Source organism: Actinoallomurus oryzae, assembly GCF_039541955.1.
GTDB classification, from domain to species: domain Bacteria; phylum Actinomycetota; class Actinomycetes; order Streptosporangiales; family Streptosporangiaceae; genus Actinoallomurus; species Actinoallomurus oryzae.
The window spans coordinates 1-23,652 of the sequence record NZ_BAABHF010000062.1 but is presented as its reverse complement, the minus strand read 5'-3'; the positions used below and the strand labels follow the sequence as shown (position 1 = coordinate 23,652).

At 69.4% G+C, this 23,652-nt stretch carries 21 protein-coding genes, 1 tRNA gene and 1 pseudogene; 13 read left to right on the top strand and 10 right to left on the bottom strand.

From position 1 onward, the window contains the following. Positions 1–5: 5 nt before the first annotated feature. Positions 6–683, top strand: a complete 678-nt coding sequence (locus tag ABEA10_RS47145) for a response regulator (RefSeq protein WP_486303806.1) — start codon at positions 6–8, stop codon at positions 681–683. Here the strand turns inward: ABEA10_RS47145 and ABEA10_RS47140 are convergent. From ABEA10_RS47140 to ABEA10_RS47130, 3 genes and pseudogenes are all read right to left on the bottom strand, one after another. Continuing rightward, positions 640–1,859, bottom strand: a pseudogene (locus tag ABEA10_RS47140) (RNA-guided endonuclease InsQ/TnpB family protein). The gene ABEA10_RS47145 and the pseudogene ABEA10_RS47140 sit on opposite strands and share 44 nt — an antisense overlap. 133 nt (positions 1,860–1,992) lie before the next feature. Further along, positions 1,993–2,877 carry a hypothetical protein gene (locus tag ABEA10_RS47135; RefSeq protein ID WP_345475235.1) on the bottom strand — a complete coding sequence of 295 codons (885 nt, stop codon included), beginning with the start codon at positions 2,875–2,877 and terminating at the stop codon, positions 1,993–1,995. Positions 2,878–3,217: 340 nt separating this feature from the next. Further along, a complete protein-coding gene (locus tag ABEA10_RS47130) occupies positions 3,218–3,943 on the bottom strand; it encodes a hypothetical protein (protein ID WP_345475234.1) in 726 nt (241 codons plus the stop codon). A gap of 284 nt (positions 3,944–4,227) precedes the next feature. Here ABEA10_RS47130 and ABEA10_RS47125 point away from each other — a divergent pair, with 284 nt between their 5' ends. Together ABEA10_RS47125 and ispF are read left to right on the top strand one after the other, a co-directional pair. Continuing rightward, positions 4,228–4,710: a CarD family transcriptional regulator gene (locus ABEA10_RS47125; RefSeq protein WP_285568317.1), complete on the top strand. Its 483-nt coding sequence runs from the start codon at positions 4,228–4,230 to the stop codon at positions 4,708–4,710. 25 nt (positions 4,711–4,735) lie between these two features. After that, positions 4,736–5,197, top strand: coding sequence for a 2-C-methyl-D-erythritol 2,4-cyclodiphosphate synthase (gene ispF / locus ABEA10_RS47120; RefSeq protein ID WP_329243773.1), 462 nt, complete (start codon positions 4,736–4,738; stop codon positions 5,195–5,197). Between the two features lie 100 nt (positions 5,198–5,297). Here ispF and fahA read toward each other — a convergent pair whose 3' ends face one another. Together fahA and ABEA10_RS47110 are read right to left on the bottom strand one after the other, a co-directional pair. Continuing rightward, positions 5,298–6,503 carry a fumarylacetoacetase gene (gene fahA, locus ABEA10_RS47115; protein WP_345475233.1) on the bottom strand — a complete coding sequence of 402 codons (1,206 nt, stop codon included), beginning with the start codon at positions 6,501–6,503 and terminating at the stop codon, positions 5,298–5,300. A 270-nt stretch (positions 6,504–6,773) separates the two neighbouring features. Further along, positions 6,774–8,408 (bottom strand): DUF2637 domain-containing protein, encoded by a 1,635-nt coding sequence (locus ABEA10_RS47110; protein ID WP_345475232.1) that lies wholly within the window; start codon positions 8,406–8,408, stop codon positions 6,774–6,776. A 271-nt stretch (positions 8,409–8,679) separates the two neighbouring features. Here ABEA10_RS47110 and ABEA10_RS47105 point away from each other — a divergent pair, with 271 nt between their 5' ends. The 4 genes from ABEA10_RS47105 to rlmB all read left to right on the top strand — a co-directional run bounded on the left by ABEA10_RS47105 (position 8,680) and on the right by rlmB (position 12,545). Next, a complete protein-coding gene (locus ABEA10_RS47105; protein WP_329243765.1) occupies positions 8,680–9,444 on the top strand; it encodes a DUF6585 family protein in 765 nt (254 codons plus the stop codon). 79 nt (positions 9,445–9,523) lie between these two features. Then, the gene (cysS, locus tag ABEA10_RS47100; RefSeq protein ID WP_345475230.1) at positions 9,524–10,915 is read left to right on the top strand and encodes a cysteine--tRNA ligase; all 1,392 of its coding nucleotides are present in this window, start codon (positions 9,524–9,526) and stop codon (positions 10,913–10,915) included. 80 nt (positions 10,916–10,995) lie between these two features. Next, complete coding sequence (locus tag ABEA10_RS47095; RefSeq protein ID WP_345475229.1) at positions 10,996–11,586, top strand: Clp protease N-terminal domain-containing protein; 591 nt, start codon at positions 10,996–10,998, stop codon at positions 11,584–11,586. Positions 11,587–11,633: 47 nt separating this feature from the next. Beyond that, positions 11,634–12,545, top strand: a complete 912-nt coding sequence (gene rlmB / locus ABEA10_RS47090) for a 23S rRNA (guanosine(2251)-2'-O)-methyltransferase RlmB (RefSeq protein WP_345475228.1) — start codon at positions 11,634–11,636, stop codon at positions 12,543–12,545. Between the two features lie 74 nt (positions 12,546–12,619). Here the strand turns inward: rlmB and ABEA10_RS47085 are convergent, their stop codons facing one another. The 3 genes from ABEA10_RS47085 to ABEA10_RS47075 all read right to left on the bottom strand — a co-directional run bounded on the left by ABEA10_RS47085 (position 12,620) and on the right by ABEA10_RS47075 (position 15,078). Continuing rightward, positions 12,620–13,162 (bottom strand): hypothetical protein, encoded by a 543-nt coding sequence (locus tag ABEA10_RS47085; protein WP_345475227.1) that lies wholly within the window; start codon positions 13,160–13,162, stop codon positions 12,620–12,622. A 423-nt stretch (positions 13,163–13,585) separates the two neighbouring features. Continuing rightward, positions 13,586–14,494, bottom strand: a complete 909-nt coding sequence (locus tag ABEA10_RS47080; protein WP_345475226.1) for an SDR family oxidoreductase — start codon at positions 14,492–14,494, stop codon at positions 13,586–13,588. A gap of 17 nt (positions 14,495–14,511) precedes the next feature. Then, entirely contained in the window at positions 14,512–15,078 is a 567-nt protein-coding gene (locus tag ABEA10_RS47075; protein WP_345475225.1) for a TetR/AcrR family transcriptional regulator, read from the bottom strand. 114 nt (positions 15,079–15,192) lie between these two features. Between ABEA10_RS47075 and ABEA10_RS47070 the strand changes: the two genes are divergently transcribed. From ABEA10_RS47070 to ABEA10_RS47060, 3 genes are all read left to right on the top strand, one after another. Next, a tRNA-Thr gene (locus ABEA10_RS47070) sits at positions 15,193–15,265 on the top strand. Between the two features lie 935 nt (positions 15,266–16,200). Next, a complete protein-coding gene (locus ABEA10_RS47065) occupies positions 16,201–16,686 on the top strand; it encodes a DUF4253 domain-containing protein (RefSeq protein WP_345475224.1) in 486 nt (161 codons plus the stop codon). Between the two features lie 438 nt (positions 16,687–17,124). Beyond that, on the top strand, positions 17,125–17,316 hold the full coding sequence (locus tag ABEA10_RS47060; RefSeq protein WP_345475223.1) for a hypothetical protein: 192 nt from the start codon (positions 17,125–17,127) through the stop codon (positions 17,314–17,316). 280 nt (positions 17,317–17,596) lie between these two features. Here the strand turns inward: ABEA10_RS47060 and ABEA10_RS47055 are convergent, their stop codons facing one another. Then, entirely contained in the window at positions 17,597–18,928 is a 1,332-nt protein-coding gene (locus ABEA10_RS47055; protein ID WP_345475222.1) for an MFS transporter, read from the bottom strand. Between the two features lie 726 nt (positions 18,929–19,654). Here ABEA10_RS47055 and ABEA10_RS47050 point away from each other — a divergent pair. The 3 genes from ABEA10_RS47050 to ABEA10_RS47040 all read left to right on the top strand — a co-directional run bounded on the left by ABEA10_RS47050 (position 19,655) and on the right by ABEA10_RS47040 (position 22,001). Beyond that, entirely contained in the window at positions 19,655–19,999 is a 345-nt protein-coding gene (locus ABEA10_RS47050; protein ID WP_345475221.1) for a hypothetical protein, read from the top strand. Between the two features lie 395 nt (positions 20,000–20,394). Beyond that, entirely contained in the window at positions 20,395–20,910 is a 516-nt protein-coding gene (locus ABEA10_RS47045) for a SigE family RNA polymerase sigma factor (protein ID WP_345475220.1), read from the top strand. A 269-nt stretch (positions 20,911–21,179) separates the two neighbouring features. Further along, on the top strand, positions 21,180–22,001 hold the full coding sequence (locus ABEA10_RS47040) for a hypothetical protein (RefSeq protein WP_345475219.1): 822 nt from the start codon (positions 21,180–21,182) through the stop codon (positions 21,999–22,001). Positions 22,002–22,510: 509 nt separating this feature from the next. On the opposite strand, the gene ABEA10_RS47035 is transcribed toward ABEA10_RS47040, so the two are convergent. After that, positions 22,511–22,897, bottom strand: a complete 387-nt coding sequence (locus ABEA10_RS47035) for a helix-turn-helix domain-containing protein (RefSeq protein WP_345475218.1) — start codon at positions 22,895–22,897, stop codon at positions 22,511–22,513. Positions 22,898–23,652 lie beyond the last annotated feature (755 nt).

Genomic DNA, 23,652 nt, shown 5'->3' with positions numbered 1-23,652 from the left:
CTCGAGTGCTCGTCGTGGAAGACGAGGAGTCGTTCAGCGACGCACTGTCGTACATGTTGCGGAAGGAGGGCTTCGAGGTCGCCGTCGCGGCGACCGGACCCGACGCTCTCGACTCCTTCGACCGCGCCGGTGCCGACCTCGTCCTGCTCGACCTGATGCTGCCCGGGTTGCCCGGCACCGAGGTGTGCCGGGAGCTGCGCACCAAGTCCAACGTCCCAGTGATCATGCTGACCGCCAAGGACAGCGAGGTGGACAAGGTCGTCGGCCTCGAACTGGGCGCGGACGACTACGTCACCAAGCCGTTCTCCTCACGCGAGCTCGTCGCACGCATCCGCGCCGTGCTGCGCCGCCGCGGCGACGTGGAGGATCTCGCCCCGCCCACGCTCGAGGCCGGGCCGGTGCGCATGGACGTCGAACGCCATGTCGTCACCGTCTCGGGCCGTGAGGTGCCGCTTCCGCTGAAGGAGTTCGAGCTGCTGGAGGTGCTGCTCCGCAACGCCGGCCGGGTGCTGACCCGCATGCAGCTCATCGACCGGGTGTGGGGCGCGGACTACGTGGGGGACACCAAGACCCTCGACGTCCACATCAAGCGGCTGCGCGCCAAGATCGAGCCGGCCCCCTCGACGCCGCGCTTCATCATCACCGTACGGGGCCTGGGCTACAAGTTCGAGCCCGACGATTGACTACTCCCCGTCCCGCTCTCTGAATGACGGGAATTCCGACCCTCGCGGGCTGGAGTTCCTGCTTCTGTGGCGACTGCGCCCGAGGGGACCCCGGGTGTCTGACGTCGCCTCCACAGGCCGTCACGGCAAGACCTGCCGCCAGGATGTTCTTGGCCGCGTTGATGTCCCTGTCGTGCAGGGTGCGACACGATGGGCAACGCCACGCCCGGGTGGAAAGACTCAGCTCGGTGAGCAGATGTCCGCACGCCGAGCAGGTCTTGGAGCTGGGGTACCAGCGATCGATCACGATCAGACGGCGACCGTACTTGGCGGTCTTGTACTCGAGTTGGCGGCGGAACTCGCCCCAGCCGCAGTCGGCGATGGCTTTGGCGAGGCGTCGGTTACGGATCATGTTCTTCACGGCCAGGTCTTCGATCACGATGACGTCGTGGTCATGGACCAGGCGGGTGCTGGTCTTGTGCAGGAAGTCCGCGCGGGACGCGGCGACCTTGCGGTGGGCGCGGGCGACCTTCGCCTTCGCTTTGTCCCTGTTGTTCGACCCGGGTTGTTTGCGGGCCATGCGCCGCTGATAGCGGGCCAGGTTACGCTGCCGTCTGGCCAGGCGGCGAGCGCCGGGGATCTTCTCGCCGTCGGAGGTGATCGCGAAGTTCTTGACGCCCAAGTCGACACCGACCGCGGCGCCGGTGGGTGGAGCCTGTTCGGGGTCTGGGGTCTCGACGGCGAGGGAGGCGTACCAGCGTCCGCACGGCTCGCGCGAGACCGTCACCGACGTCGGCTCGATCGAGGCGGGATCGACATCCGGCCAGGACCACACGACCTCCAGCGGTGTGTCCATCATCTTGGCCAGGTACAGGCGGCCCTGTCGCCAGCGGAACGCCGATCGGGTGAAGGTCGCCGACTGCTTGCGTTGGCGGGATTTGTATCTGGGGTAGCGGGCACGCCCGGTGAAGAAGTTGGCGAACGCGGTGTGCTGGTGCCGCAGTGTTTGCTGGAGCGGCACGCTGGACACCTCGGATAAGAACGCTAAGTCTGGGTCGCGTTTCAGCTCGGTCAAATAGCGGTCGGTCTGGCGTAGGAGGTCGTGATGCCTTGGGTGTGATAGCGGTCGCGTCGCCATGTGAGGACCTTGTTCCACACCAGGCGTACGCAGCCGAACGTGCGGTTCAGCACCGCCATCTGCTCGGGCGTGGGGTATGCCCGGACCTTGTAGCTCGTACGAGCGGCGCCTGCGGAGCGCGTGAAAGAACCCCGCGCGTCGCTCGGTGACGGGCGGGGCTCTTCGGCGTCTCAGCGAACCTTCGGCCGTCTCTCAGGCCGACGGGGTGGCCGCGGCCTTCTTCCGCGTCTTCTTCGTCTTGTGCGCCTTGGCGGCCGTGGCCGTGGGCGTCGAACCCGGCGGCGTGGACTGCGGTTTCATGGTCGGCGCGGCCGGCGGGGCCGGCGGTGCGGCCGGCGCCGGGGAGTACGTCGAGTAGTAGCCGTTCCAGGGCACGACCGGCAGCGTGAGGTTCAGCGTGCCCGCCTGCTGGAAGTGCAGGGTCACGCGTACCGTCTCACCGCCGGAGAAGTTCCCTGCCAGGCCCTTGAGGATCAGCGTGGACGACGCCGAGGGCGCCGCGGTCGGCGCCGTGGCGCCGGTCGGGGTGGAGCCGGTCGGAGTCGTGCCGGCCGCGGGCGTCAGCGGGCTCTGCGGCGGCGTGCTGGTGGTGTTCGGGGCGTCGCCCCCGCTCGGCGTACGGGTGCGGCCCGCCGTCTTGCCGGGAGTCTTGGCGGGGGTCTTCGGTGGGGTGGGCGTGGGGCTCGAGGCCGGGGACGACGGCGTGGTGCCCGGCTTCTCCACCGTGTTCACGAGCCGGCCCGGAGGCAGGGTGAGGGCGCCGCCGGCGATCTGCACCGACTGGGCCACGCCCGGGGCCTCGGCCGCGATGAGACGGTCCGGGGACGCCGCGTTGTTGACGAACCACGCGTAGAGCGGAGCGTCGCCACCGGCGGCCAGCCTCTTGCCCGGCGCGGGCCCGAGCACGAACGCGTTGCGCACGTCGAGCGCGTGCACGGAGGCGTTGACGCCTTCGGCCAGTTGGGTGGGCATCGCGCTCTGCGGATGCCGTCCGGCGGCGCAAGCGGTCACCAGCGGGGCGATGGCGAAGACGCCGACGACGGCGGTGGCGAGCGCCCGGCGGCTGTTGCGGCTCACGGCGGCCTACTCTCCTTGCGGGTTATTCCGGGATGTTTCAACAGGCGCGCGAAACGCCACACGGAAGCGTAGCGCTAGCCGCGAGGGAGGAACGCGGGGGGCCGGGAGGGCGCCTCCGGCGGACCGCCGGAGACCCCGCCATCGTGGCTCGGGTGCCGGTCCTTGGACGGCTCAGGCGTTGGCCCGGGGGTCCTGGCGGCGGCCTCGGTGTCGGTCCGGGCGCCTGCCCCGGGGCGGCCTGGGGTGGCTCGGGCGTTGGCCCGGGGTGTCCGGCGACGGGCTCGGCGTCGCCGCGGCATCCGCCCGGGGCGGCCAGGCGCCGTCCCAAGGGCGGCTCGGGTCAGCTCGGCGTCTGGAGGGGGCGGAGGTCGGCGGTGATGTCGCGGCCCGTCTGGAGGTTCTTGAGGATCTTACGGACGATGCGGTCGGTGCGGACGAGCACCGCGGTCAGCCCGGCGGCCCGGTACGTGGAGGAGAGGACCCGGTCGGGGTCGTCGGCGAGAAGGGCGGAACCGGGCGGGGCGCTCGCGGCGAGACGCGCCACATCGGCGTCGTCGTCCTTGCCCGAGCGGTCGTCCGCGATGAGCCATACCTGAAGCCGCTGGGTTCCGGCTTGCCGGATGATGTTCCGCACAACTGCGTCACATCCGCACTCACGGGGTACGACCAGGACGACTCCGGCGACATTGATGAGTTCGGTCACCGGAACGGGTTTATGGCGGTAGATCACATTGCCGGCGGGCAGACCGCCGCCGACGTCGCCGGGACGCGATCGCTGCGGCCCCGTCGGTGGCACCTGGATCGCCCGCGGGCCCGGGCGGGGGGAGATGACGGTCATCAACACGCCGCTGATGAGGGCGATGAGCACCGCGCTCGCGATGAAGGGGGCGGCAATGCCGTAACGCGTGAAGGGCCGGCCGATGCGCTGCCAGCGCTCGCGACGGCGCTGTTGCCGCAGCTCACGTCGGTACGCGATGACGTCACGATCGAGCTCCCGAGCGTCATCCGGTACGACGACGTCGACCTTGGGCAGCCCGTAGTCGTCATGGTCGCCGTGAAGCCCCACGCCACACCTACCTTCTCGGACCGCTGTGGTCGCGTGCGGGCGCCGAGACCCCGTGACGCAGGGGCGGGCGACCCGCTACGGATCCGTCCACCTCCAGTATGAGCCGCTTCCGCCGCTGTGTGCGCGGTGCGGGCCAATCCGATCCGCAGGTGCGGCTATTGCACGCGATTCAACCTTTGTCAATACCCTAATTACCGTGCTGACCTGCGCATATGTCGAGAACGGCGGTTCAGAGGGTCCGCGCAGCGTGCTACCCTATCCATAGCGGAAGGGGTACTTGTCACATGACTTTCAAGGTCGGCGACACTGTCGTCTACCCCCATCATGGGGCTGCTCGGATCGAAGCCATCGAGACTCGTGCCATCAAGGGTCAGGACAAGACCTACCTGGTGTTGAAGGTCGACAAGGGCGATCTCACAGTTCGTGTCCCTGCGGAGAACGCCGAGCTCGTCGGCGTTCGTGACGTCGTAGGCCAGGAAGGGCTGGAGAGGGTGTTCGAGGTGCTGCGGGCACCTTACACCGAAGAGCCCACCAACTGGTCGCGGCGCTACAAGGCGAACCTCGAGAAGCTCGCGTCCGGCGACGTCAACAAGGTCGCTGAGGTTGTCCGTGATCTTTGGCGGCGCGACAAGGAACGCGGCCTGTCAGCCGGTGAGAAGCGCATGCTGGCCAAGGCGCGGCAGATACTGGTCAGCGAGCTGGCGCTGGCCGAGAAGACCAACGAGGACAAGGCCGAGGCGCTGCTCGACGAAGTCCTCGCGGGCTAGAGGTTTGGTCACGCTTCTTCCACGGGTGGGCGTCGGTGTCGACGTCCACCCGTTCGGTTCTGGTCGCCCCCTCCGGCTCGCCGGCCTCGACTGGCCCGGTGAGGGCGACGGTCTGGAAGGTCACTCCGATGGAGACGCGGCGGCCCACGCGATCTGCGACGCACTGCTGACGGCCGCGGGCCTGGGCGACCTGGGCGCCATCTTCGGCACGAGCGACAGACGCTGGTCGGGCGCCTCGGGCGTCACCCTGCTCCAGGAGGTCCACCGCCGCCTGGAGGAGGCCGGGTACACGATCGGCAACGTGGCCGTCCAGATCATCGGCAACCGCCCAAGAGTGGCCCCACGCCGCCAGGAGGCGGAAAAGGCACTGAGCGAGGCCCTGGGCGGCGCGGCGGTGGGCATCTCAGCCACCACCACCGACGGCCTGGGCCTCACAGGCCGAGGCGAGGGCATCGCCGCCGTCGCCACCGCCCTCGTCTACCGCTAAGAGCCGGAGAGACGCCGACCGGGCCGTACAAGCCGGACCTAGGGGCGAGGCGGGCGGAGATCGCGTTGCTCGGCGACGCTCGGTTGCGGCGTGGCTCCGGTCAGGTGGGGGACGGGTAGATCGTGCCGATCACCTCGCCGAAGCCGATCGGGTCGACGTCCGGGGAAGGTGCCGTGGCGGTGATGCGTACGGTGTCGCCGTCCTCCAGGAAGACGCGTTTCGTGCCGTCGGGCAGTTCGAGCGGTTCGGTGCCGTTCCACGTCAGCTCGATGAGGCTGCCGCGCTGGTCGCGCCTCGGACCCGAGACCGTGCCCGAGGCCATCAGGTCGCCCGTGCGCAGTGCGGCGCCGTTCACGGTCGCGTGGGCGAGCTGCTGCGGCGCCGTCCAGTACATCTCGGCGAACGGCGGGCGGCTCACCACGTGGCCGTTCACTTCGATCTCCAGGGTGAGGTCCAGGCCCCACGGCTCGTCGCAGCGCAGGTACGGCAGCGGCTCGGGGTCCTGCGCCGGCGGGCGGACGCGGGCCGCGTCCAGCGCGTCGACCGGGACCACCCACGGCGAGACGGACGTCGCGAACGACTTGGCCAGGAACGGGCCCAGCGGCCGGTACTCCCACGCCTGGATGTCGCGGGCGCTCCAGTCGTTGACCAGCACGAAACCGAACACATGGTTGCGGAACGCGCCCGTCGGCACCGGCCGGCCGAGCGCCGACGGTACCCCGATCACGAAGCCGACCTCGGCCTCGACGTCGAGCTTCGCCGTCGGCGCGAACACCGGCTCCGGCTCGCCCTTGCGCTGTCCACAGGGCCGTACGACCGGGGTGCCCGACGGCACCACCGTGCCGGCCCGGCCGTGGTAGCCGACCGGCAGGCGGGTCCAGTTCGGCAGCAGCGGTTCGTCCCCGGGCCGCAGGATCCGCCCGAGGTTCGTCGCGTGGTCGCGCGAGGAGTAGAAGTCGACATAGTCCGCCACCGTGAACGGCATGTGCAGCTCGACGTCGCTCATCGGATACAGAGCGGGCTCGACCTCGTCGCGGTAGGAAATGTCGGTGAGCAGGGTCATGATGCGATCCCGCGTCGGCTGCCACACCTGGCGTCCGGCGGCCATGAAGGAGTTCAGCGATCCCGCGGCGAACCACCGCCGGTCGGCGAGCAGCCCGGACGCCGCCAGCTCGGCCAGGTCGAGCACCTGCTCCCCGATCGCCACACCGACCCGGGGAAGCTCACCCCGCTGGGAGAACACGCCGTACGGAAGGTTGTTCACTCCGAAGCCGCTGCCCTCAGGCACGGGCACCCAGGTTCTCATCTCCTCAGCGTTCCCCCTCAGCCCGGCTTTCACCAAGCCGCCACGGCGCATTGCGGACATGCTCGGCCACGGGCGCCGATGCCGGCCGGAACCCCGTCGCCATAAGGCTCGACCCCGTCTCAGCGCCGGCTGTCCTACTACGGGTTCGTGCACCAGCCGATCACCCGCCCGATCCTGCCGATCGCCGGTGCTCGCCAGAGGCGTTGCGCGGTCGGTCGCGGCCGTATCCGGGGCGTGCCCTGGGGGAGTCGAGCCGGTCGCTCGCCGGCGTCAGCCGCGGGGTGGGGTGGGGCCGCTGCGGAACTTGCCCGACGGCGGGTTCGACTCCATGCCGGCCTCCGGGTCTTCGGCGCGTTCGTCGGCGTAGGTGTCGTGCTCGTCGTCCGGGGGCGTTGTCACGATCGGGATGCCGTCCGGCTTGGTGACCGGCAGCTTGATCCCGTCCGGCTGGGTGTCGGCGAGGGGCGTCCGGGGCTTCGGGCCGACCAGCCTGACGTCGGTCGGCAGTGAGGTCCGGGCGACGTAGCGGGGTCTGGGCTCCTCTTCGGCGGGCTGGGCGGGCGTGTCGTTCACGGGTGCCTCCACGTCGGATTCGGGCTCGGTCGCGTCTTCGGCGGGCGCGACGGCCGGCGACGCTGCGCGCCCGGTGGGCCTCTCCGGACCCGCCGCGGCCCGGCCGGGAAGCGGCGGCAGCAGGGGAGCGGGCTCGTCGTCGGCCTCGTCTTCGGGCTCGGCCTCGTCGTCGCGCGTCTCCGGTGAGGCGGGCTCAGCCCCCTGATCGGCCGTTGCGTCGTCGCCCGCGGCCTCTCCGCCGCCCCACGACGGTGGAACGGAGCCGCCCGGCTCCGCGCCGCTCGCCTCCCCGCCGGCGGCGGGCTCGTCCGCCGCACGGCCGGGTGCGGCCTCGCCCGGCTCCGCGAGCTTCCAGGACCCGGTGGCCGGGCCGCTCGACGAGGAGTCGGCTCCGTCATCGTTCGGCTCGGCGCCGCGCCAGGAGTCCGGAGCCGGGTCGCCCGGCTCGGGGGGCCGCCAGGACTCATCGGCCGCGGGTGCGCCGAACCTCATCTCTCCCCTCCACGCGCCGGGGTCGTCCTCGGCGGAGGGCGGACGCGCCGTCTCCGGGGACGACCCGGTCGACAGCGCGTCCCACGCCGCGGGCTCGCGCTGCTCGGCGGAGGACGCCGCCGGCACCGGCTCGGTGTCCTCCTCCCACGGCTCCGGATCGAGGCGCGCGGCCTCCCAGGGGTTCTCCTCGGTCGCGGGCGGCGCGGGCGGCGCGGGCTCGCGTACGGGCTCCAGCTCCCGTACGGAGCCCGGGCGCGGCAGCGGGCGCGTCTCCGCGTCCAGGCCCGGAATGATCGATCCGTCCACGACGGTCGCGGGCACGGCCTCCGCCTCGGAAGAGGACGGTGCGGACGGCGCCGGCTGATCGGCCTCGGTCGGCTCGCCGCGCCGCGAACGCCGGGTCCGCCGGCTCAGCACCTGCTTGATCATGGCGATCCAGAGCCACACCGCGAGGATCAGGATCGCCCAGGGCGCCACGGCGACACCGACGTCGATCGGGGTGTCCGGCAGGACCGCGTACCCCTTGACGGCACGCTGGACGCCGGCCGCGCCGGCGCCGGCGATCAGGATCACGAGCAGCAGCCAGCGCACCGCGCGGGAGAACCAGCCCGACCGCCGGGCGCTCAGGATCGCCAGGATGATCACGACGACCAGGCCGTCGAGCATCCCGGGGTACAGGAACGCCCAGTGCCGGGCGGCGCCGCCGCGGAGCGCGAGCAGCCGCAGGTCGTCATAGGACAGCACGAACGTGCCCGCGGCCAGCGCGGCGACGCCGAGGCCGCCGAGCGTGGTGAGGAGCCGTCGCTGTGCCTTCGAATATTGCGCGGGGGTGATTGTCATTTGGGAGGCAGCCAACCATCAGGGCGTACGGGGTGACTCCATCTTGGCCGTATCCAACGGATCTCGGGGTGAGCGCGGACCGCGTGTCGCCGCCTGAACCCGGGGCGGCCACCCGCCGGCCACGCTCGCCACCGACGGCATACCCGCGGTGCGTCCCTCGGAAGCCCGGCCGAAAGTATGTTGTGCCGCTTCCGGCGGTCGGCTAGTTGGTTTGCGAGCATTAGTGTTGTTCTGTCGGCCACGGTTGTGATCTGGTGTCCCCTTGAGAGACGTGACTCCCCCTTCCCCCATCGACAGCCTCGCGAAGGACCAACGGCTCGGAGACCTGCACAGCGTGCATGATCCCCGCACCGTCAATCCCCGTTCTCGCACGTGGCTGGTGTTCCTCGGGCTGCCCGGCCTCGTGCTGCTGCCGTTCGCCGTGCGGTTCCTGATCCACGGGTTCGGCTGGGCCACGGTGCTCAGCGTGCTGCTGACCGCCGGCTATCTCGGCGCCGCCGGCCGCGTCCTGGTCCGCGACGTGCTGCCGGGGTACGGCCGCATGCTGTACGTCTACGAGAACGGCCTGATCCTGGTGACGAGGCGCGACACGACCGCCTTCACCTGGGACGCCATCCGCGAGCTGCGCGTCTCCGGCGTCCGGATGGGGTCGGCGGACGCGGTCAGCTGGCGCTGCGCGCTGGTGCGCGACGACGGCACCGAGGCGGTCCTGGGCCCGGAGTTCCCTCGCGTCCAGGACGTGGTGGAGACCGTGTCGGCGGCCGTGACCGAGCGCCTGCTGCCCAAGTACATGTCCCGGATCGAGACGGGCGGCGAGGTGCGCTTCGGGCCGTTCGCGCTCTCCCGGGAGGGCATCGCCAAGGACGGGGACAGAGTGCCCTGGCAGGACGTGGCCGAGGTGGAGATCAGCAACGGCATGGTCCGGGTGGACCGGCGCGACCGGCTGGCCGGCATGACGGCCACGGCCGGGGAGGTCCCGAATGCCGTGGCCTTCAGTGAATTGGCGCGTTACGTGCGGCAGGCCCGTACGGAATGAGCATCGCCGGCGTCCGGGATCCACCAACAATGTGGATTTCCGTGCCGGGCGCCGACCCGCATCGAATAGCCTTTTACGCGTGAGCCTGCGCCTCTACGACACCGGCACCCGTAGCATCCGCGACTTCGTCCCGCTGACGGCGGGCCGGGCGGGTGTGTACGTCTGTGGTGCCACACCGCAGGCCGCGCCGCACATCGGACACATGCGCTCCGGTGTGACGTACGACCTGCTGTACCGCTGGCTGCTCGCCTCCGGGTACGACGTGACCTTCGTCCGCAACGTCACCGACGTCGACGACAAGATCATCAACGTCGCCGCGCAGACGGGCGTGCCGTGGTTCGCGGTCGCCGAGGCGAACCAGCGCGTGTTCAACCGCGGGTACGACGTGCTCGGCTGCCTTCCGCCGACCGTCGAGCCGCGCGCCACCGGGCACGTCCCGGAGATGATCGTGCTGATGCGGCGCCTCATCGAGCAGGGACACGCCTACAACGTCGGCGGCGACGTCTACTTTGACGTGCTGTCCTGGGCCGACCGGTACGGCTCGCTGTCGAACCAGAAGCTCGACAACATGCGGCCCGCGGGCGACTCGGTGGGCGACGAGCGCAAACGCGACCCGCGCGACTTCGCGCTGTGGAAGGGCGCCAAGCCGGGCGAGCCGAGCTGGGAGACGCCGTGGGGCCCGGGCCGTCCCGGCTGGCACCTGGAGTGCTCGGCGATGGCCACCAAGTACCTCGGCCCGGCCTTCGACATCCACGGCGGCGGCGTCGACCTGATCTTCCCGCACCACGAGAACGAGCTGGCCCAGTCCACCGCCGCCGGCGACGGGTTCGCCCGCTACTGGATGCACAACGGGCTGCTCACGGTCGCCGGCGAGAAGATGAGCAAGTCCGTCGGGAACGTCGTGCTCCTGTCCGACCTGCTGGACAAGGCACGCCCGGCCGAGGTGCGCTACTACCTCGGCGCGGCGCACTACCGCTCGAAGATCGACTACACCGACGAGGCCCTGCACGACGCCGCCGCCGCGTACCGCCGCATCGAGGCGTTCGTCGTACGCGCCGTGGAGATGGCCGGGCGCGTCGAGGCCGGCGCGGTCCCGCAGGCGTTCGCCGACGCGATGGACGACGACCTCGGCGTGCCGCAGGCGCTCGCCGTCGTCCACGAGTCGGTCCGCGAGGGCAACACCGCGATGGCCGCCGGCGACAAGGACGCCCTCGTCCGCATCCTCGGCGAGCTGCGCGCGATGCTCGGCGTCCTCGGCCTCGACCCGCTGGCGCCGCAGTGGGAGAGCGCCGGCGACGACCTCAGCGACGTCGTCGACGCGCTCGTCTCGGTGGCGCTCGAACAGCGGCAGGCGGCCCGCGCCCGCAAGGACTACGCCGCCGCCGACGCGATCCGCGACCGTCTCGCCGCCGCCGGCGTCATCATCGAGGACACACCACGCGGTCCGCGATGGGAACTCAAGCGCTCCTGAGACGGTTGGTGGGCAGGAGTCCGGGGACGTAACGTTCGAGAGGCTTACACCCACACCCCACCGCATCCGAGGTGGTCCAGTTGTTCGAGCGGTTCACCGACACCGCCCGCCGCGTCGTGGTCTACGCCAAGGAAGAAGCCCTACTGCTCGACCACGACTTCATCGGCACGGAGCACATCCTGCTCGGCCTCCTGCGCGACGACACCGAGACCGCCGTCCAGGTGCTCACGTCACTCGGCGCCGGTCTCGCACCCGCACGCGTTCAGGTGGAGGCGATGCTGGGCCGCGGCGAGAAGCCGTCCGTCGCCGAGATCCCGTTCACCGCGCGGGCGAAGAAGGTGCTCGAACTCTCGCTGCGCGAAGCGCTGCAGCTCGGCCACAACTACATCGGCAGCGAGCACATCCTGCTCGGACTGCTCCGCGAGGGTGAGGGCGAGGGCGGTGGCACGGAGGTGCTCCGCCGGCTCGGGGTCGACACCGAGGAGCTGCGGCGCGGCGTCCTGGCCGTACTGCGCTCCGGCCAGCAGCAGCGACGGCCGTCGCCGGGCCTCTTCGGCGTCGGAGGCGGGGCGGGCATGTCCGCGATCGAGAACCGGCTGACCGCGATCGAAGATCGTCTGGAGCGCATCGAACGGCTGCTGCGGGACGGTTCGGGCCGCGACTCCGCGTAGTCTGTGGCCCGGGGCGGGACCGCCCCGCGCATCAGCGGAGGACACGGATGGCCAAGCGTCGCAAGAAGGGGTCGAGCCACACCCCGAAGGCCGAGGACCGGCACTGGTACGGCAAGCGTCAGACGGCGCGCGCCGCCAAGTCGGCCACCCGGACGGGGACGGCCACGACCGGCCCACGGCGCGAGTCGGCCACGGCCACCGCCGACCGTCCGCCCCGGCGGTCCGCGCCGGACGGCCCCGAGCTCGTCACCGGCCGCAACCCGGTCGTCGAGGCCCTGCGGGCCGGCATCCCGGCGAGCACGCTGTACGTCATGACGGGCGCCGCCGACGACCGCATCCGCGAGTCGATCAAGCTGGCGACCAACGCGGGCGTGCCGCTCCTGGAGACCGGCAAGGCCGAGCTCGACCGGCTCACCGACCGCGCCGTCCACCAGGGCATCGCCCTGCAGGTGCCCGAGTACGACTACGCGCACCCCGACGATCTGCTGCACCGCGGCTCACCCGCGCTGATCGTCGCCTTGGACGGCGTGACCGACCCGCGCAACCTCGGCGCCGTCGTACGCTCCGCCGCGGCCTTCGGCGCGCACGGCGTGCTCGTGCCGGAGCGGCGCGCGGCCGGCGTCACCGCCGGAGCGTGGAAGACCTCGGCGGGCACGCTCGCCTCGGTGCCGGTCGCCCGCGCGACCAACCTCGTACGGGCGCTGAAGTCGTACCAGAAGGCGGGCGTGTTCGTGGCGGGCCTCGACGCGCGGGGCGCGAACGGCATCGACTCCCTGGACGCCGCGACCGGCCCGATGGTGCTCGTCGTGGGCTCGGAGGGCAAGGGCCTGTCGCGGCTGGTCGCCGAGACCTGCGACCTGCTCGTCAACATCCCGATGCCGGGCAAGGCCGAGTCGCTGAACGCCGGCGTGGCGGGCGGCATCGCCCTGTACGAGATCGCCCGCCGCCGCGCGTCGTAGGGCGTGTCTCAAAGCCCCGCTGTCCTACTGCGCGGCTCGCTACGGACGGGGACTTTGAGACGTGCTCTAGCGGGTCAGCTGGTCTGACCTGTGCCCTGGCGTACGCAGAGGGCCCTGGAGCCGCCGAGAGTGCGGACGGCGTTGTAGCCGGCGCCCTGCGGGCAGGACGCGGCGCTGTCCGCCCACCGTACGACCGTGCCCCAGTGCGACTCTGAGCAGGGAACCTCCTTCAGGCTGGAGCTGGCCTCCGGGTCGGAGATGCAGTCGCCGGCCCGGAACAGCCCGCCGCCCTGCCCCACGTCGCCGGGGTGCGGCGCCTTGATGTTGCGGATGCACGCGACGTTGTGGGTGAGGTCCAGGTGCCCTGCGGACTGGTCGACCTTGACCATGGCGTCGGTGTCCTCGGGGCAGTCGGTCGGCTCCATCCCGGTCAGGCTGGCGCCGGTCATCTTGGTGATCTTCGCCGCGGCGTCGGACGCGTCGCAGCCGACGCGGTGGAACGACTTGCCCTCCACATCTCCCACATGCCCGGCGGGCGTCACGCACTGCCCCACCTTCCACGCGCCGGTCGGCGCCGAGGTGTCGGGGAGCAGGTTGGCGACCACGATGAGCAGCACGATCACGATGGGCGCGGCGATGGCGAGGGCGACGATCCTGCCTCGCTTGCTGCGCTGCGGGGGTGCGTACGGGGGCGCTCCCGGCCCGCCCCAGGGCGCTTGGGGACCGCCGGGGAAGCCCTGCGGTCCCGGAGGACCCTGGTAGGCACCGGGCGGGCCTGGAGGCGGTCCCTGGTGCGGTGGTCCTTGGGGTGGCGGGCCCTGGGGTGGCGGGCCCTGGAACGGGGGGCCTTGGGGCGGAGGGCCTTGGGGCGGAGGTCCCTGCCAGGGGCCGGGAGCGCCGTGGGGACCGTTGGGACCCGGCGGTCCCGGGGGTGAGGGGGGCATGCTCATGCTGAGGGATCTCTTTTCGCGTACCACGTATGATCCGGCGAGCCGGTGGAATGCCCCCGTCACATTAGTCGAGGCGTATCACAGTTTTTCTCATCGGTAGTCGGCGACGTCCGCGTCCTTCTTGTCGCCGAAGTAGACCTCGGCGAAGTACCGGCTCGCCTCCGGCTGTGAGCCGTCCAGGTCGGTGAAGCCGTAGTGCTTGGCGAGGACGCCGGACGAGAGCGCCTGCCCGGACCAGCGGGCCCGGTCGGGGTCGGCGGCCAGGGCGGCGACCGCCCGCCCGATGTAGCGGGGCGTCTCCGAGATCGCGAACCACCGGTCCTTGGCGATGCCGTCCCGCCAGGTCTCCTCGGTGACCCCGAAGTGCTCCAGCATCTCTTCCGAGCGCAGGAAGCCGGGCGTCAGCGAGACGGACGTGACCTCGTACGGGTCGAGTTCGTCCTTGAGCATCTTGCCCAGCCGGGTCAGGGCCACCTTGATCATGTCGAAGAACATCGAGCCCCGGTACCGGTCGTTGAACATGTCGTCGCCGTCGGTGATCTCGACCACCAGGCCGCCCCGCCGCCGTACGAGCAGCGGAAGCAGGGTGTGCAACGTGATCAGATGCGTCTCGAGCCCGTTGCGCAGCGCCTGGAGCCCCTTGTCGAGGTCGTGCTCCCAGAGCGGTTTCCACTCGATCCACTGGTCTCCGCCCCAGGTGTCGTCGACGAGGATGTCGAGCCGCCCGTCCTGCTCGGCCTCGATGCGCGCGGCGAGCGCCCGTACGTCCTGCGGGTCCATGTGGTCACAGCGCACGGCGATACCGCAGCCACCGGCCTCGGTGACGAGCTCGGCGGTCTCCTCGATCGTCTCCCGGCGGCCCAGCGGACTCGCCTCCCGCCGCGTGCTCCGCCCGGTGACGTACACGGTCGCCCCGGCCGCACCCAGCTCGACCGCCATCCCTCTCCCGGCACCGCGCGTGCCGCCGGTCACCACCGCGACCTGTCCGTCCAGCGTCATGTTCGTTCCTCTCCTGTTCATCCGTTTCTGGTGCGCCAGCCGGCCACGATCGCGTCGAGGTCGGCCTTCATCCGCTCGATGAGCCCACCGCGCGGCCGAGCGGACCAGTGAACGGCCGTGCCGTCGGCCGTGGCGGTGAGGATCCGAGCGGCGACCTCGGGCGGAGGCGCCTCACCGAGCCGCCCTTCGTCTTGCTCACGCCGAACGAGCACGGCGACCTGAGCCTCCATGACCGCGTAGAACTCGGCCATCAGCGCCCGAAGCTCCTCGTCGGCGAGATCGAAGGCGAGCTGAGCGAGGTTGTGCGCCGCGGTGTGCGGGTCGTCGAGCGGCGCGTACGCGGAGACGAGCGCGTCCACGGGCGAGCCCTCGTCCGTCATGCCGGTACGCATCTGCTCGATCGCCGTCCTGGTCATGGCGACGAGCAACCCGTGCTTGGACCCGAACCGCTGAGCCACCGTCCCCACGGCCACACGAGCCTCCGCGGCGACGTCGGCCAGCTTGAACGCCGGCCCGAGCCGTCCGATGACGAGAGCGGCGGCGTCCAGCAACCGCTCGTCCGTGATCTCCCTGGGGCGTGCCATGGGATTATTGAATCACGATTCATTAATCGCGCGAACACGAGGCCGTGAGGGTGATCGCCGACCAGCCCATCCGCCCCGCCGCACGCGCTATCGTGGTGACGCTGCAGGAAGCAGGCCTCCGTAGCTCAGCTGGCAGAGCGTCCGCCTTGTAAGCGGCAGGTCGCCGGTTCGAATCCGGCCGGAGGCTCGTGTTGGCCCGGGGGGACGACCCCCCGGAGCCCCCCGATGTGAGGGGCTCCCGCCCCCCACAGCCCCCCACGGGCTGGTGTCGGAGGAGGGTTCTAATGGCAAGCGCCTCCGGCGGGGGCCTCAGGCTCCCGGGATGGCCCGCGCCGCAGGGGGAGCTGGGTTGGTGGTTGAGGTGGAAGCCTGGTCACTGCCCGTCTTCGCCCCAGGGCAAGCCGAGCTGACCAGGCCGGAGGGGTACAAGATCGTTCGTCTGCGGGGCGTTCCGCCTTGCACGCCTAAGGCATGGCCCGCTCCCCGATGGATGGGACGAAGGCGGACGGGATGACCAGGCGAGGGACGTGCGCGTGAAGCCACGCCACACTACGGACATGACGCGCGATCCCGACCGCTATGACGATGGACAGAACACCCGATGGGACCCTTCCGGACGCGGATGAACTGCTCACGAGTGATCGGGAAATGTCCGCACAGACGGGTCATCCTGAGTGCTGTCTGCCGCCAGCGATTCCTAAGCTGGTAATGCGGGTTTGATTCCCGTCATCCGCTCTCATGACGAAGGCCCAGACCAGCAAGCCGACACTGCCGGAGTCGTGACGCGGTGGTTCTATGCTCGCCCTCATGGCATCGAGCGATACGGGCCCATTTCTTCTTCCGCCGGGTCTGCCTGTGGGGCAGTACATGCCCAGTTGTTCGCCGTTGTTCTGGATCTCGGATGCCCCTGTCAGCGAGCCTGTGACGTGGTGGTCGCGCTGTCAGAAGCAGGTGGACAGCACGAACTTGCGCCCTGTTCTCTGCCCCTGGCCTAGTCACCCGCGTCGGCCTAAGGTTCCTCCGGCCATCTCCGAGGTCCAGCTGGAGGCAGAGCTGGAGGCGTCTTGGCGTTCCTACCGGGCCATGCAACTCCGTTGGCAGACAGGGGCGTCGGATGCCTACGTGCCGGATGACGTTGAGCCGTTCGAAGACGATCCAGGACCTCCCTACGGGCAGTGGCCCGGACTCGCACCCGAGACCCAGGGGCCCAGTGCTCTCGCCCCCGAGGAGGCGGCACGGCTGGCCCTTGAAGAGCTCATGGCCGATCCGTACGGGGATGGACAGGGCAGCCACCTAGCCTTGGTGCCTGCCGGCCGCAGCGCCGACATTCCGGTCGCGATGGGTTGGGATGCCGACGTACCGCTGGAACAGCTCTGCTGGATGCTGCGCAGCTGGGAAGATCGTTTTGGTGCGTGCGTCGTCGTATTCCAAGGCTCGTCGATCTTCATCTCGGTCACCCGCCCACCGCGCACATTGGAACACGCGACACACATCGCTTTGGAACACGTTCTGACCGGCGCGGACAACATCAACGATGGAACGACGCCGTTTCCTCGATACGCCGCATCCCTCATCGACGCTCACCTATGGCATTTCTGGTGGGACTAGGCGAGTTGATAGCGCAAAGTCTCTCGCAGGCCGACGGCGCGCGGCTCCCAGGAGCCACCCGGGCGAACGGTTTTGCGAGTGGACGGACGGAACCGAACGCCTCAGACGGAGTCAGCCGAGCGCGCGAACTGATTCGATTCGGAGAGCGTTTGGGTACCTACGGATCTGTGAGTGTGTTTTCCGACGCTTCTGGGTGGACTGCCGTCAGGATCGGTGTCGGCGATACCGGGTGACCCGCTACGGATCTGGCCGCGAGACCGCGTGCCCTTCGTCTGACCTGTCCCCGGGGTCGCCGACTCTAGTCTGACCCACCGTGTTGTCCTGATCAGAAGCCTGTCCGCCCCGTTGGCGTGACCCATCACAGATATGCCACTCGGTGACTCCATCCAGGCCGGTGCCGACATCGGCCCCTGACCCTGGAAGGAGACGCGAGGCCGTATGACCATGCTGGCAGAGGTGATAGACGCCGTCATCGGGATCGACACCCACCGCGACAGTCATGAGGTGGAGATCGCCGATGTGGCCGGCAGGCCGATCCGGGCGATGCGGATCGGCAACGACAGCGTCGGGTTCACGCAGTTGCTGGCAGCCGCTGAACCCCATGAAGTCACCAGGCAGTGCCGGAATTGACATGAGGACCCCTACGGCGGCTCCCATCGGGCTAACCGGGGCGAGCTGGGAAGCACGTCCGATCGCGGGCAAGCGTACGATCCGCCGCCCCCGTGTGGAATCCGGCGCTCTGTCGGGCGCGTAGCCGCCGAATGTCACCGCTTCCGGCCCCTGTGCCGTCGGAATCGAATACGCCGTTTCAGCCTCGTTGACCCAGGTGACGCAGGAGCATTCAGCGGGTGGCGCGCTCGTACCCGGCAGTGCGTATGGACCGGGCACGAGCGCGTAGTCGGATTTCCGACTACCTCAGCAGGCACACTGCCCCGGCCGCGACGGCTACCGCTGCCAAGAGGAGCGCGCCCGGCTGGAGGCCGATAACGGCCACGAGCGCGCCCGCTACCGGCATGCCGAGGCTCTCGGTTGTGGATTCGGCCGTGGAGATCACACCCGAGACCCGGCCCAATTTCCCCGCGGGGGCGAGCCGCTGCAAGGTCGTGGCCGCGACGGCATAGAACACGGTGCCGCAGACACCCCAGACGAACGCACCGAGGTAGGCAACGAGAACCCACGGCGTGCCCGTGAACAGCGCCGCCGCCAGCCCGTAGCTGACCGCTCCTGCCGTCAGGAGCCACATTGGCGACCGGATCCCCGGTACTCGGCGGCGGATGACCGGGAGCAGCAGCCCAGTCACGACCGCTCCGATCCCGGTCGCTGCCTCGAACCGTGCGAACTGGGACGACGGCTGGTGCAGCACGTGCCGTGTGTAAAGCGGCTCGATGACCAGGAACGCCCCGGACGTGAAGATCACCCCCATCCGGGCCAGCGCGATAGCGCGCAGTCCCGGCTCCCGGGCTACTGCGACCGCGCCCGCCGTGGCGGTGCGGAACCACGACAGCCCATACACCGGACGCCTGGTGGCCATTGCCTCAGCATTCCGCGGCTCCTCCGGCAGCGGGAGAACCGGAAGCGGGATGAGGACCAGAGCGCCCACCAGGTACATGATGGCGTCGGCGGTGAACGCGATCCGGAATCCCGCGGTGGCCATGAGGACGCTGGCCGCCAGCGGCCCTGCCACCTGCCCGATCGAGGCGGTGACGCCGAGGAGGGAGTTAGCGGCGAGCAAGTCATCGGGCTCGACGATTCGTGTCGGGAGCGCACTGCTCGCGGGGCTGCACAGTGACCGGGCGGCACCGCAGGCGAGTGCCATGATGTCCAGGGACGTCAGCGATCCCGAGACGGACATCCCCAGCGACGTGGCGGCGGAGCATGTGTAGCCGATGATCAGCATGGTCCGCGGGCCGAACCGGTCGGTGAGACCGCCGGTGAACGCGGTGAGCACTACGGGCGGACCCGACCAGCACAGAGCCGTGAGCGAGATGCCCGCCGGGTTGGCGCCGAAGTGGTAGGCGGCGAATCCCCACAGGACAAGGGACGCCGCCCAACTGCAGACCCAGCCGGCCGACTGGCCGACCAACAGGAGGGCGAAGCGCGGATCACGGAACGAAGGACGAACCGGGTGCGCCGGGATACGGCGGCCACCGGAGAAAACAGGCATGAAAGAAGGCCTCCACGCGGAGCTGCGACGATTGAACGCTGCAGCCGCGGCGTCCCGCGCGCGAAGGCCCTGAAGCAACCCATGTACGCCTGCGCTCAGCCTCTTCTACGGGCTGTTGCTCCAGACTGGGCGGGTGGAAGAAGATCCAGGCTCAGGCGAATCGCACGGATGACGCGGCGGCGTGGATGGCCTCGGTGTTTATCGCTGTACCTCCGTGGTCGGCTCTTACACACCGCAGTATGCGGGCGCCAGACACGCGGCGCAACTTGCGAGGCTCGCGGAGAACCGGCCAGCCGTAAGGTCGTGTTCCGTACTCCGCAGGCCAGAGCCGCTACCGACCTTCGGTAGAAGCCTTGAGGCGCCGAGGCACGGCTAGCTGGCGGCTACAGGTAAGAAGTCCACCGCTAGCGTGCAATTAGCCACGGTGAGCAGGGGGCAATAGGGGGCACTCACGCGCAGTCGCATCCGCAGGTCGGCAGCGTTGAGGGCCGTTTCCATTAATTCCCCAGCTGACAACCCCGGTTCGCTACGAAGCTGAAAGAAGGCGTCGGGTCCGCTGTCGCAGTTATCTCGGCCGTGCGAGGCTGGGCTGGTGCCGACAGATGAATCGGACCTCGTGGTGTTGCTACGCCAACTGGACGATTCCGAGTGGTTGGATCACGCACACGATGATCCTCGTCCCGCACACGGGCCGGCCCAGATGTGCTTCATCTGCTTCCGCCCGAGGAGCAGCACAGAACCGGAAAAATCTGGATACGAGAGGGGTCGGCTCCACCGAACTGGGAGACCGAGCACGCCGAGACGGTGGCCTCGATCCGCCATTTGGCGCAACCTACCGCCATCGCGATCGAGGAGCTCGACGGCGAAGAACTACAGCGCTATTCCCTCCGGATCACACCACGCCGCAACGAACAGGACCCGCTGCTGGCAGGCGTCTATCGACATCTGCGCCGACACGAGATCGACACGCTCACCTTCGACGTCTGGCTCACCGAAGACGGCCGCCTCCGCTGGACCCGCGAGCGCGCGGTGACCAAGCACCGTCGGCCGCGGAAGCCCTACTCATTCACGATCGACTGCTGGGACTTCGGCGTCGACCTCACAGAACTCGCGATACCAGCGTCCCACGAGATCCTGTATCGCACCTGAACACCCAGATCGACCAGCGTGAACCAAAGCACTGTCGGCCGGCCCACGGCTGGTTGAGCCAACGCCCCAGTCGCGGGATGCAGTCTCTGGGTTCCGCGCCCAGACAGAACCCTTCGCCGGCGTGCAGTTAGCGTGTAACTAGCCGCGGTGAACAGAGGTCCATAGGGGTCACTTGCGGGCAGCCGCATCGGCAGGTCAGGGCCGCTGAGGGCCGATTTCCATTTAATTCCCAAGCTGGTAGTAGGGCATCGCTGGCTTCGCCGGTTGCGTCTGGCGTTCGGCTCTGCGGTGGCCGGCTGGTCGTCGCATGAATCCTGGGTCTTGGTGGATGCAACCTGATGGTGCTCCGGCGGCATTAGACAGGGCGTGAGCCATCTGAGGAGAGGGCAGTGCCCATGGCCGGACCAGTACGGGATGAGCAGTACACGGCGTACGTTGCTGCGCGGCTTCCGTGGCTGCAGCGTGTCGCTTACCTGCTCTGCCAGGATTGGGATCGTGCTGATGATCTTGTGCAGGTGGCCCTGACCCGGTTGTACGTGCGGTGGAACCGCGCCAGTTCGGTGGAGAACCTCGACGGTTACACGCGGACCGTGCTCGTACGGGTGTTTCTCGCCGAACAGCGGACAGGCTGGTGGAGACGGGTGTCGGTACGCGAACCGCCAGAGCCGGACCCGGACTCGGACTCGGCCGACCATGACGGCGATCTGGATCTGCGTGCGGCGCTGCGGGAGCTGGCCCCGCGCCAGCGCGCGGCCGTGGTGTTGCGCTTCTACTGCGACCTGTCGGTCGAACAGACGGCCGCGGTCCTGAACTGTTCCACCGGAACCGTCAAGAGCCAGACCTCGCGGGGCCTTACGGCGCTGCGTCAAGCGCTCCTGCCGACCATGAGCATCGGGGAGGAAACGGCCTGATGACCGAGGAGACCGCGGATCTGGGACACAGGCTGGCGCAGATCGCCAACACTCCCCGCCCACGCCCACAGATCGACATCCCCGCACTCACCGCCCGTGGCCGCCGGAAGCTGCGAATGCGGCGCGCTGGTGCCGTGGCGGGATCGACCGCGGCGGTAGGGCTGGTCGTAACGCTGGCAGCCACCGGACTGCCGCGACTCGGTGCCGCACCCGACCGGCCCGCGTCCCCGCCGTCACAGCCGAGCGTCGGAACCGATCCCGACCCGCTCGTGCAGCGCGCCGTCTTCGGCTGGCTCCCCACGGGTTACACACCACGATCGTTCACCGAGGACCACCAGAACGGCGAACACACGTTCAAAGTGATGGCCAGCCTGAACGGCGGCCGCGGAGGGATCGTTGAGCTGACCGACTTCGGGGTGGGGCCGGAGCCGATCCTCGGCTATCTCTCCGGCGGCATACCGGCCAAGCCCTTGCGCGCCGCCCCCGTGAACGGAATGCAGGCACACTGGATCTACAAACCGGGTAGCGGGTACGGCGGCAAGCTGCGCTGGCATTACGGGCCGCACCGCTGGGCCGAGATCTCCGTACAGGGGTCCGCTAACAACCCCCACACCATTTACCGGATCGCCAGATCGGTCACGTTCGGCATGACCAAGCCGACCGCGTTCCCCTTCCGGGTCAAGGGACTCCCCGACGACCTGAAGATCTACCTGTCCACGGCCGGTCCGGGCCTGGGCGGCGGGTCCGGGGACTCGGCCGCGATCGATTTCGCCGCCGGGGCGTATTCAATGGACAACGGGTTGGAGATCTCGGTGCGCCCTGCCGGGCTCATGGCTCGACAGCTCGCCAGCGATCCCGGCCGCAAGGTCACCGTCGATGGCCACCGCGCCGTCGATCGCCGGTCCACATCGGGCGGCGTGGCCAGGCACACGCTCATCGTCCTGGGCGTAAACGGGTTCGACGTCACGGTAGGAGCCTCCGGCCAGACCTTGCAGCGGCTCCAGGCCACCGGAGGGATCACCGGGCTCTACCACCGGATCACCGTGCTCGGCACCGCGCCATCCAAGTGGACCACCGCACCCATCGAATGACCGGGCACCGGATTTGCGCGCCGCCGTATGCCGGCACCTGCTCACTGCAGGTCAAGGCCACTAAGGACCGGTTTCCATTTAGTTCCCAAGCTGATAATGCGGATTCGATTTCCGTCACCCGCCACGGGAGCCTCACCAGCCCTACCGGCGGGCGTTGGGGTGGGACTCGCCGCGGAGTGTTGCTGCGAGGTTCTCAATCTTGGCGAGTTGTTCGGCCTCGTAGGCAGTCAGGCGACCGGCGAGTTGGTCGTCCGCTCCGATGATTTCGATGTAGGAGGGTTTGCCGTTGGGCTCTTGGCCAGGCCGGCCAAGAGCGGCTGAAACCGGGTCTGCCACTTTCCGCCGACGTGTTCTTGCCAGGGGCAGCCATCGAGGGGGACCGCATGGCTTTCGCTCGCGTGCCTGCGGTCGTGGGGGAGGTGGTGGTCGTGGACGCACCATGTCGGGCAGTACGGGGGGGTGGTGAGCCTCGTCCGTACCGCATGAGGGGACCGGTCCCAGGTCGTCGGTTAGGACCACGTCGACGGCAGGTCTGCTGCACGAACAGACCTCGCCGTCGCGAGCCGGGCGTCTCGGCATCGGCCGCCAGGTGCCTGCGACATCCTCCGCCATTTCCTTCTCGGTTGGGCGGCGACCTGCCGGATGCTCCACCCCTGTTCGTACAGGCGTGCCGCGTCCTCGGCCATCTTTGTCTCGTCCGCAGAATCGGCGGCGCTCGCGTCCTCGGCCGCGATGAGGGCCCGTACGCTGGCGCGCCTGTACCTGCGATGCCCACCGGGCGTCCGGAAGGGGTCGAGCCGTCCTTCGCGGGCCCACCGCGCGATCGTCGTCGTCCGGACACCGAACAACTCAGCGACCTCACGCGGCGTCAACAACTCATCATCGGGGTTCACCATCTGGGGAAATATTGGTGCTTTCTCTTGACTAACCGATTTGTGGAGATGGGCGACGGCATTTCTTACCGCCCTGCCGATCCGGTACCGGCTCATACTTAGCGCTCACTGAACGTCTGCGATCAGGCACTCACACCAAACGATCTTTCCGCCGGTCTGGAGCACTTCACATCCCCATTCCGTCGTCAGCGCCTAGACGAGCAGCAGCCCGCGGCCACCTTCGTCTTCGTCCGCCGCCGGGCGTTTGAGCGGTGGCCTGCTGCTGGTGTCCCACACCTCGATCCGCAAGGCCTCGCTCCGGACCGACGCCTCGCGTGTCGCCAAGAACCTTTCACGGGCGCGTAAGGGACGTCTAGGGAGGTCTTCTGTCGCCGCTGCCGAATTCGGCTGTTGTTGGATCAAGGCGGCGGCGCTTCGAGCCACCGTAGGCCGCCGCTCCGGCTCGCCCGACGGGCGTGCGGCGTGGGCGCCGGTCCCTCCGGCCGTGCCGATCGGGCGGCCTCGGCGAACGAATGACCGTCCTGCCGATTCCTTCGAGCCGTATCGCGGGATTGCCGCAGGGCCGCCGGCAGACTTCCTTCGCTGGCCTTATGGATATCGCGTGGCAGCCCTGCTTCCCCAAGTAACGACGACTGTCCAGGTGCCTCCGGCGGGGGGCCTCAGGCTTGGGGATGGGATTGGACCGCATGCGATGCACGGTGGATGCTCCTATGGATGTCAAGCCGCTGAAGGCGTGAGGTCGGTTGAGGCCGGCGGGC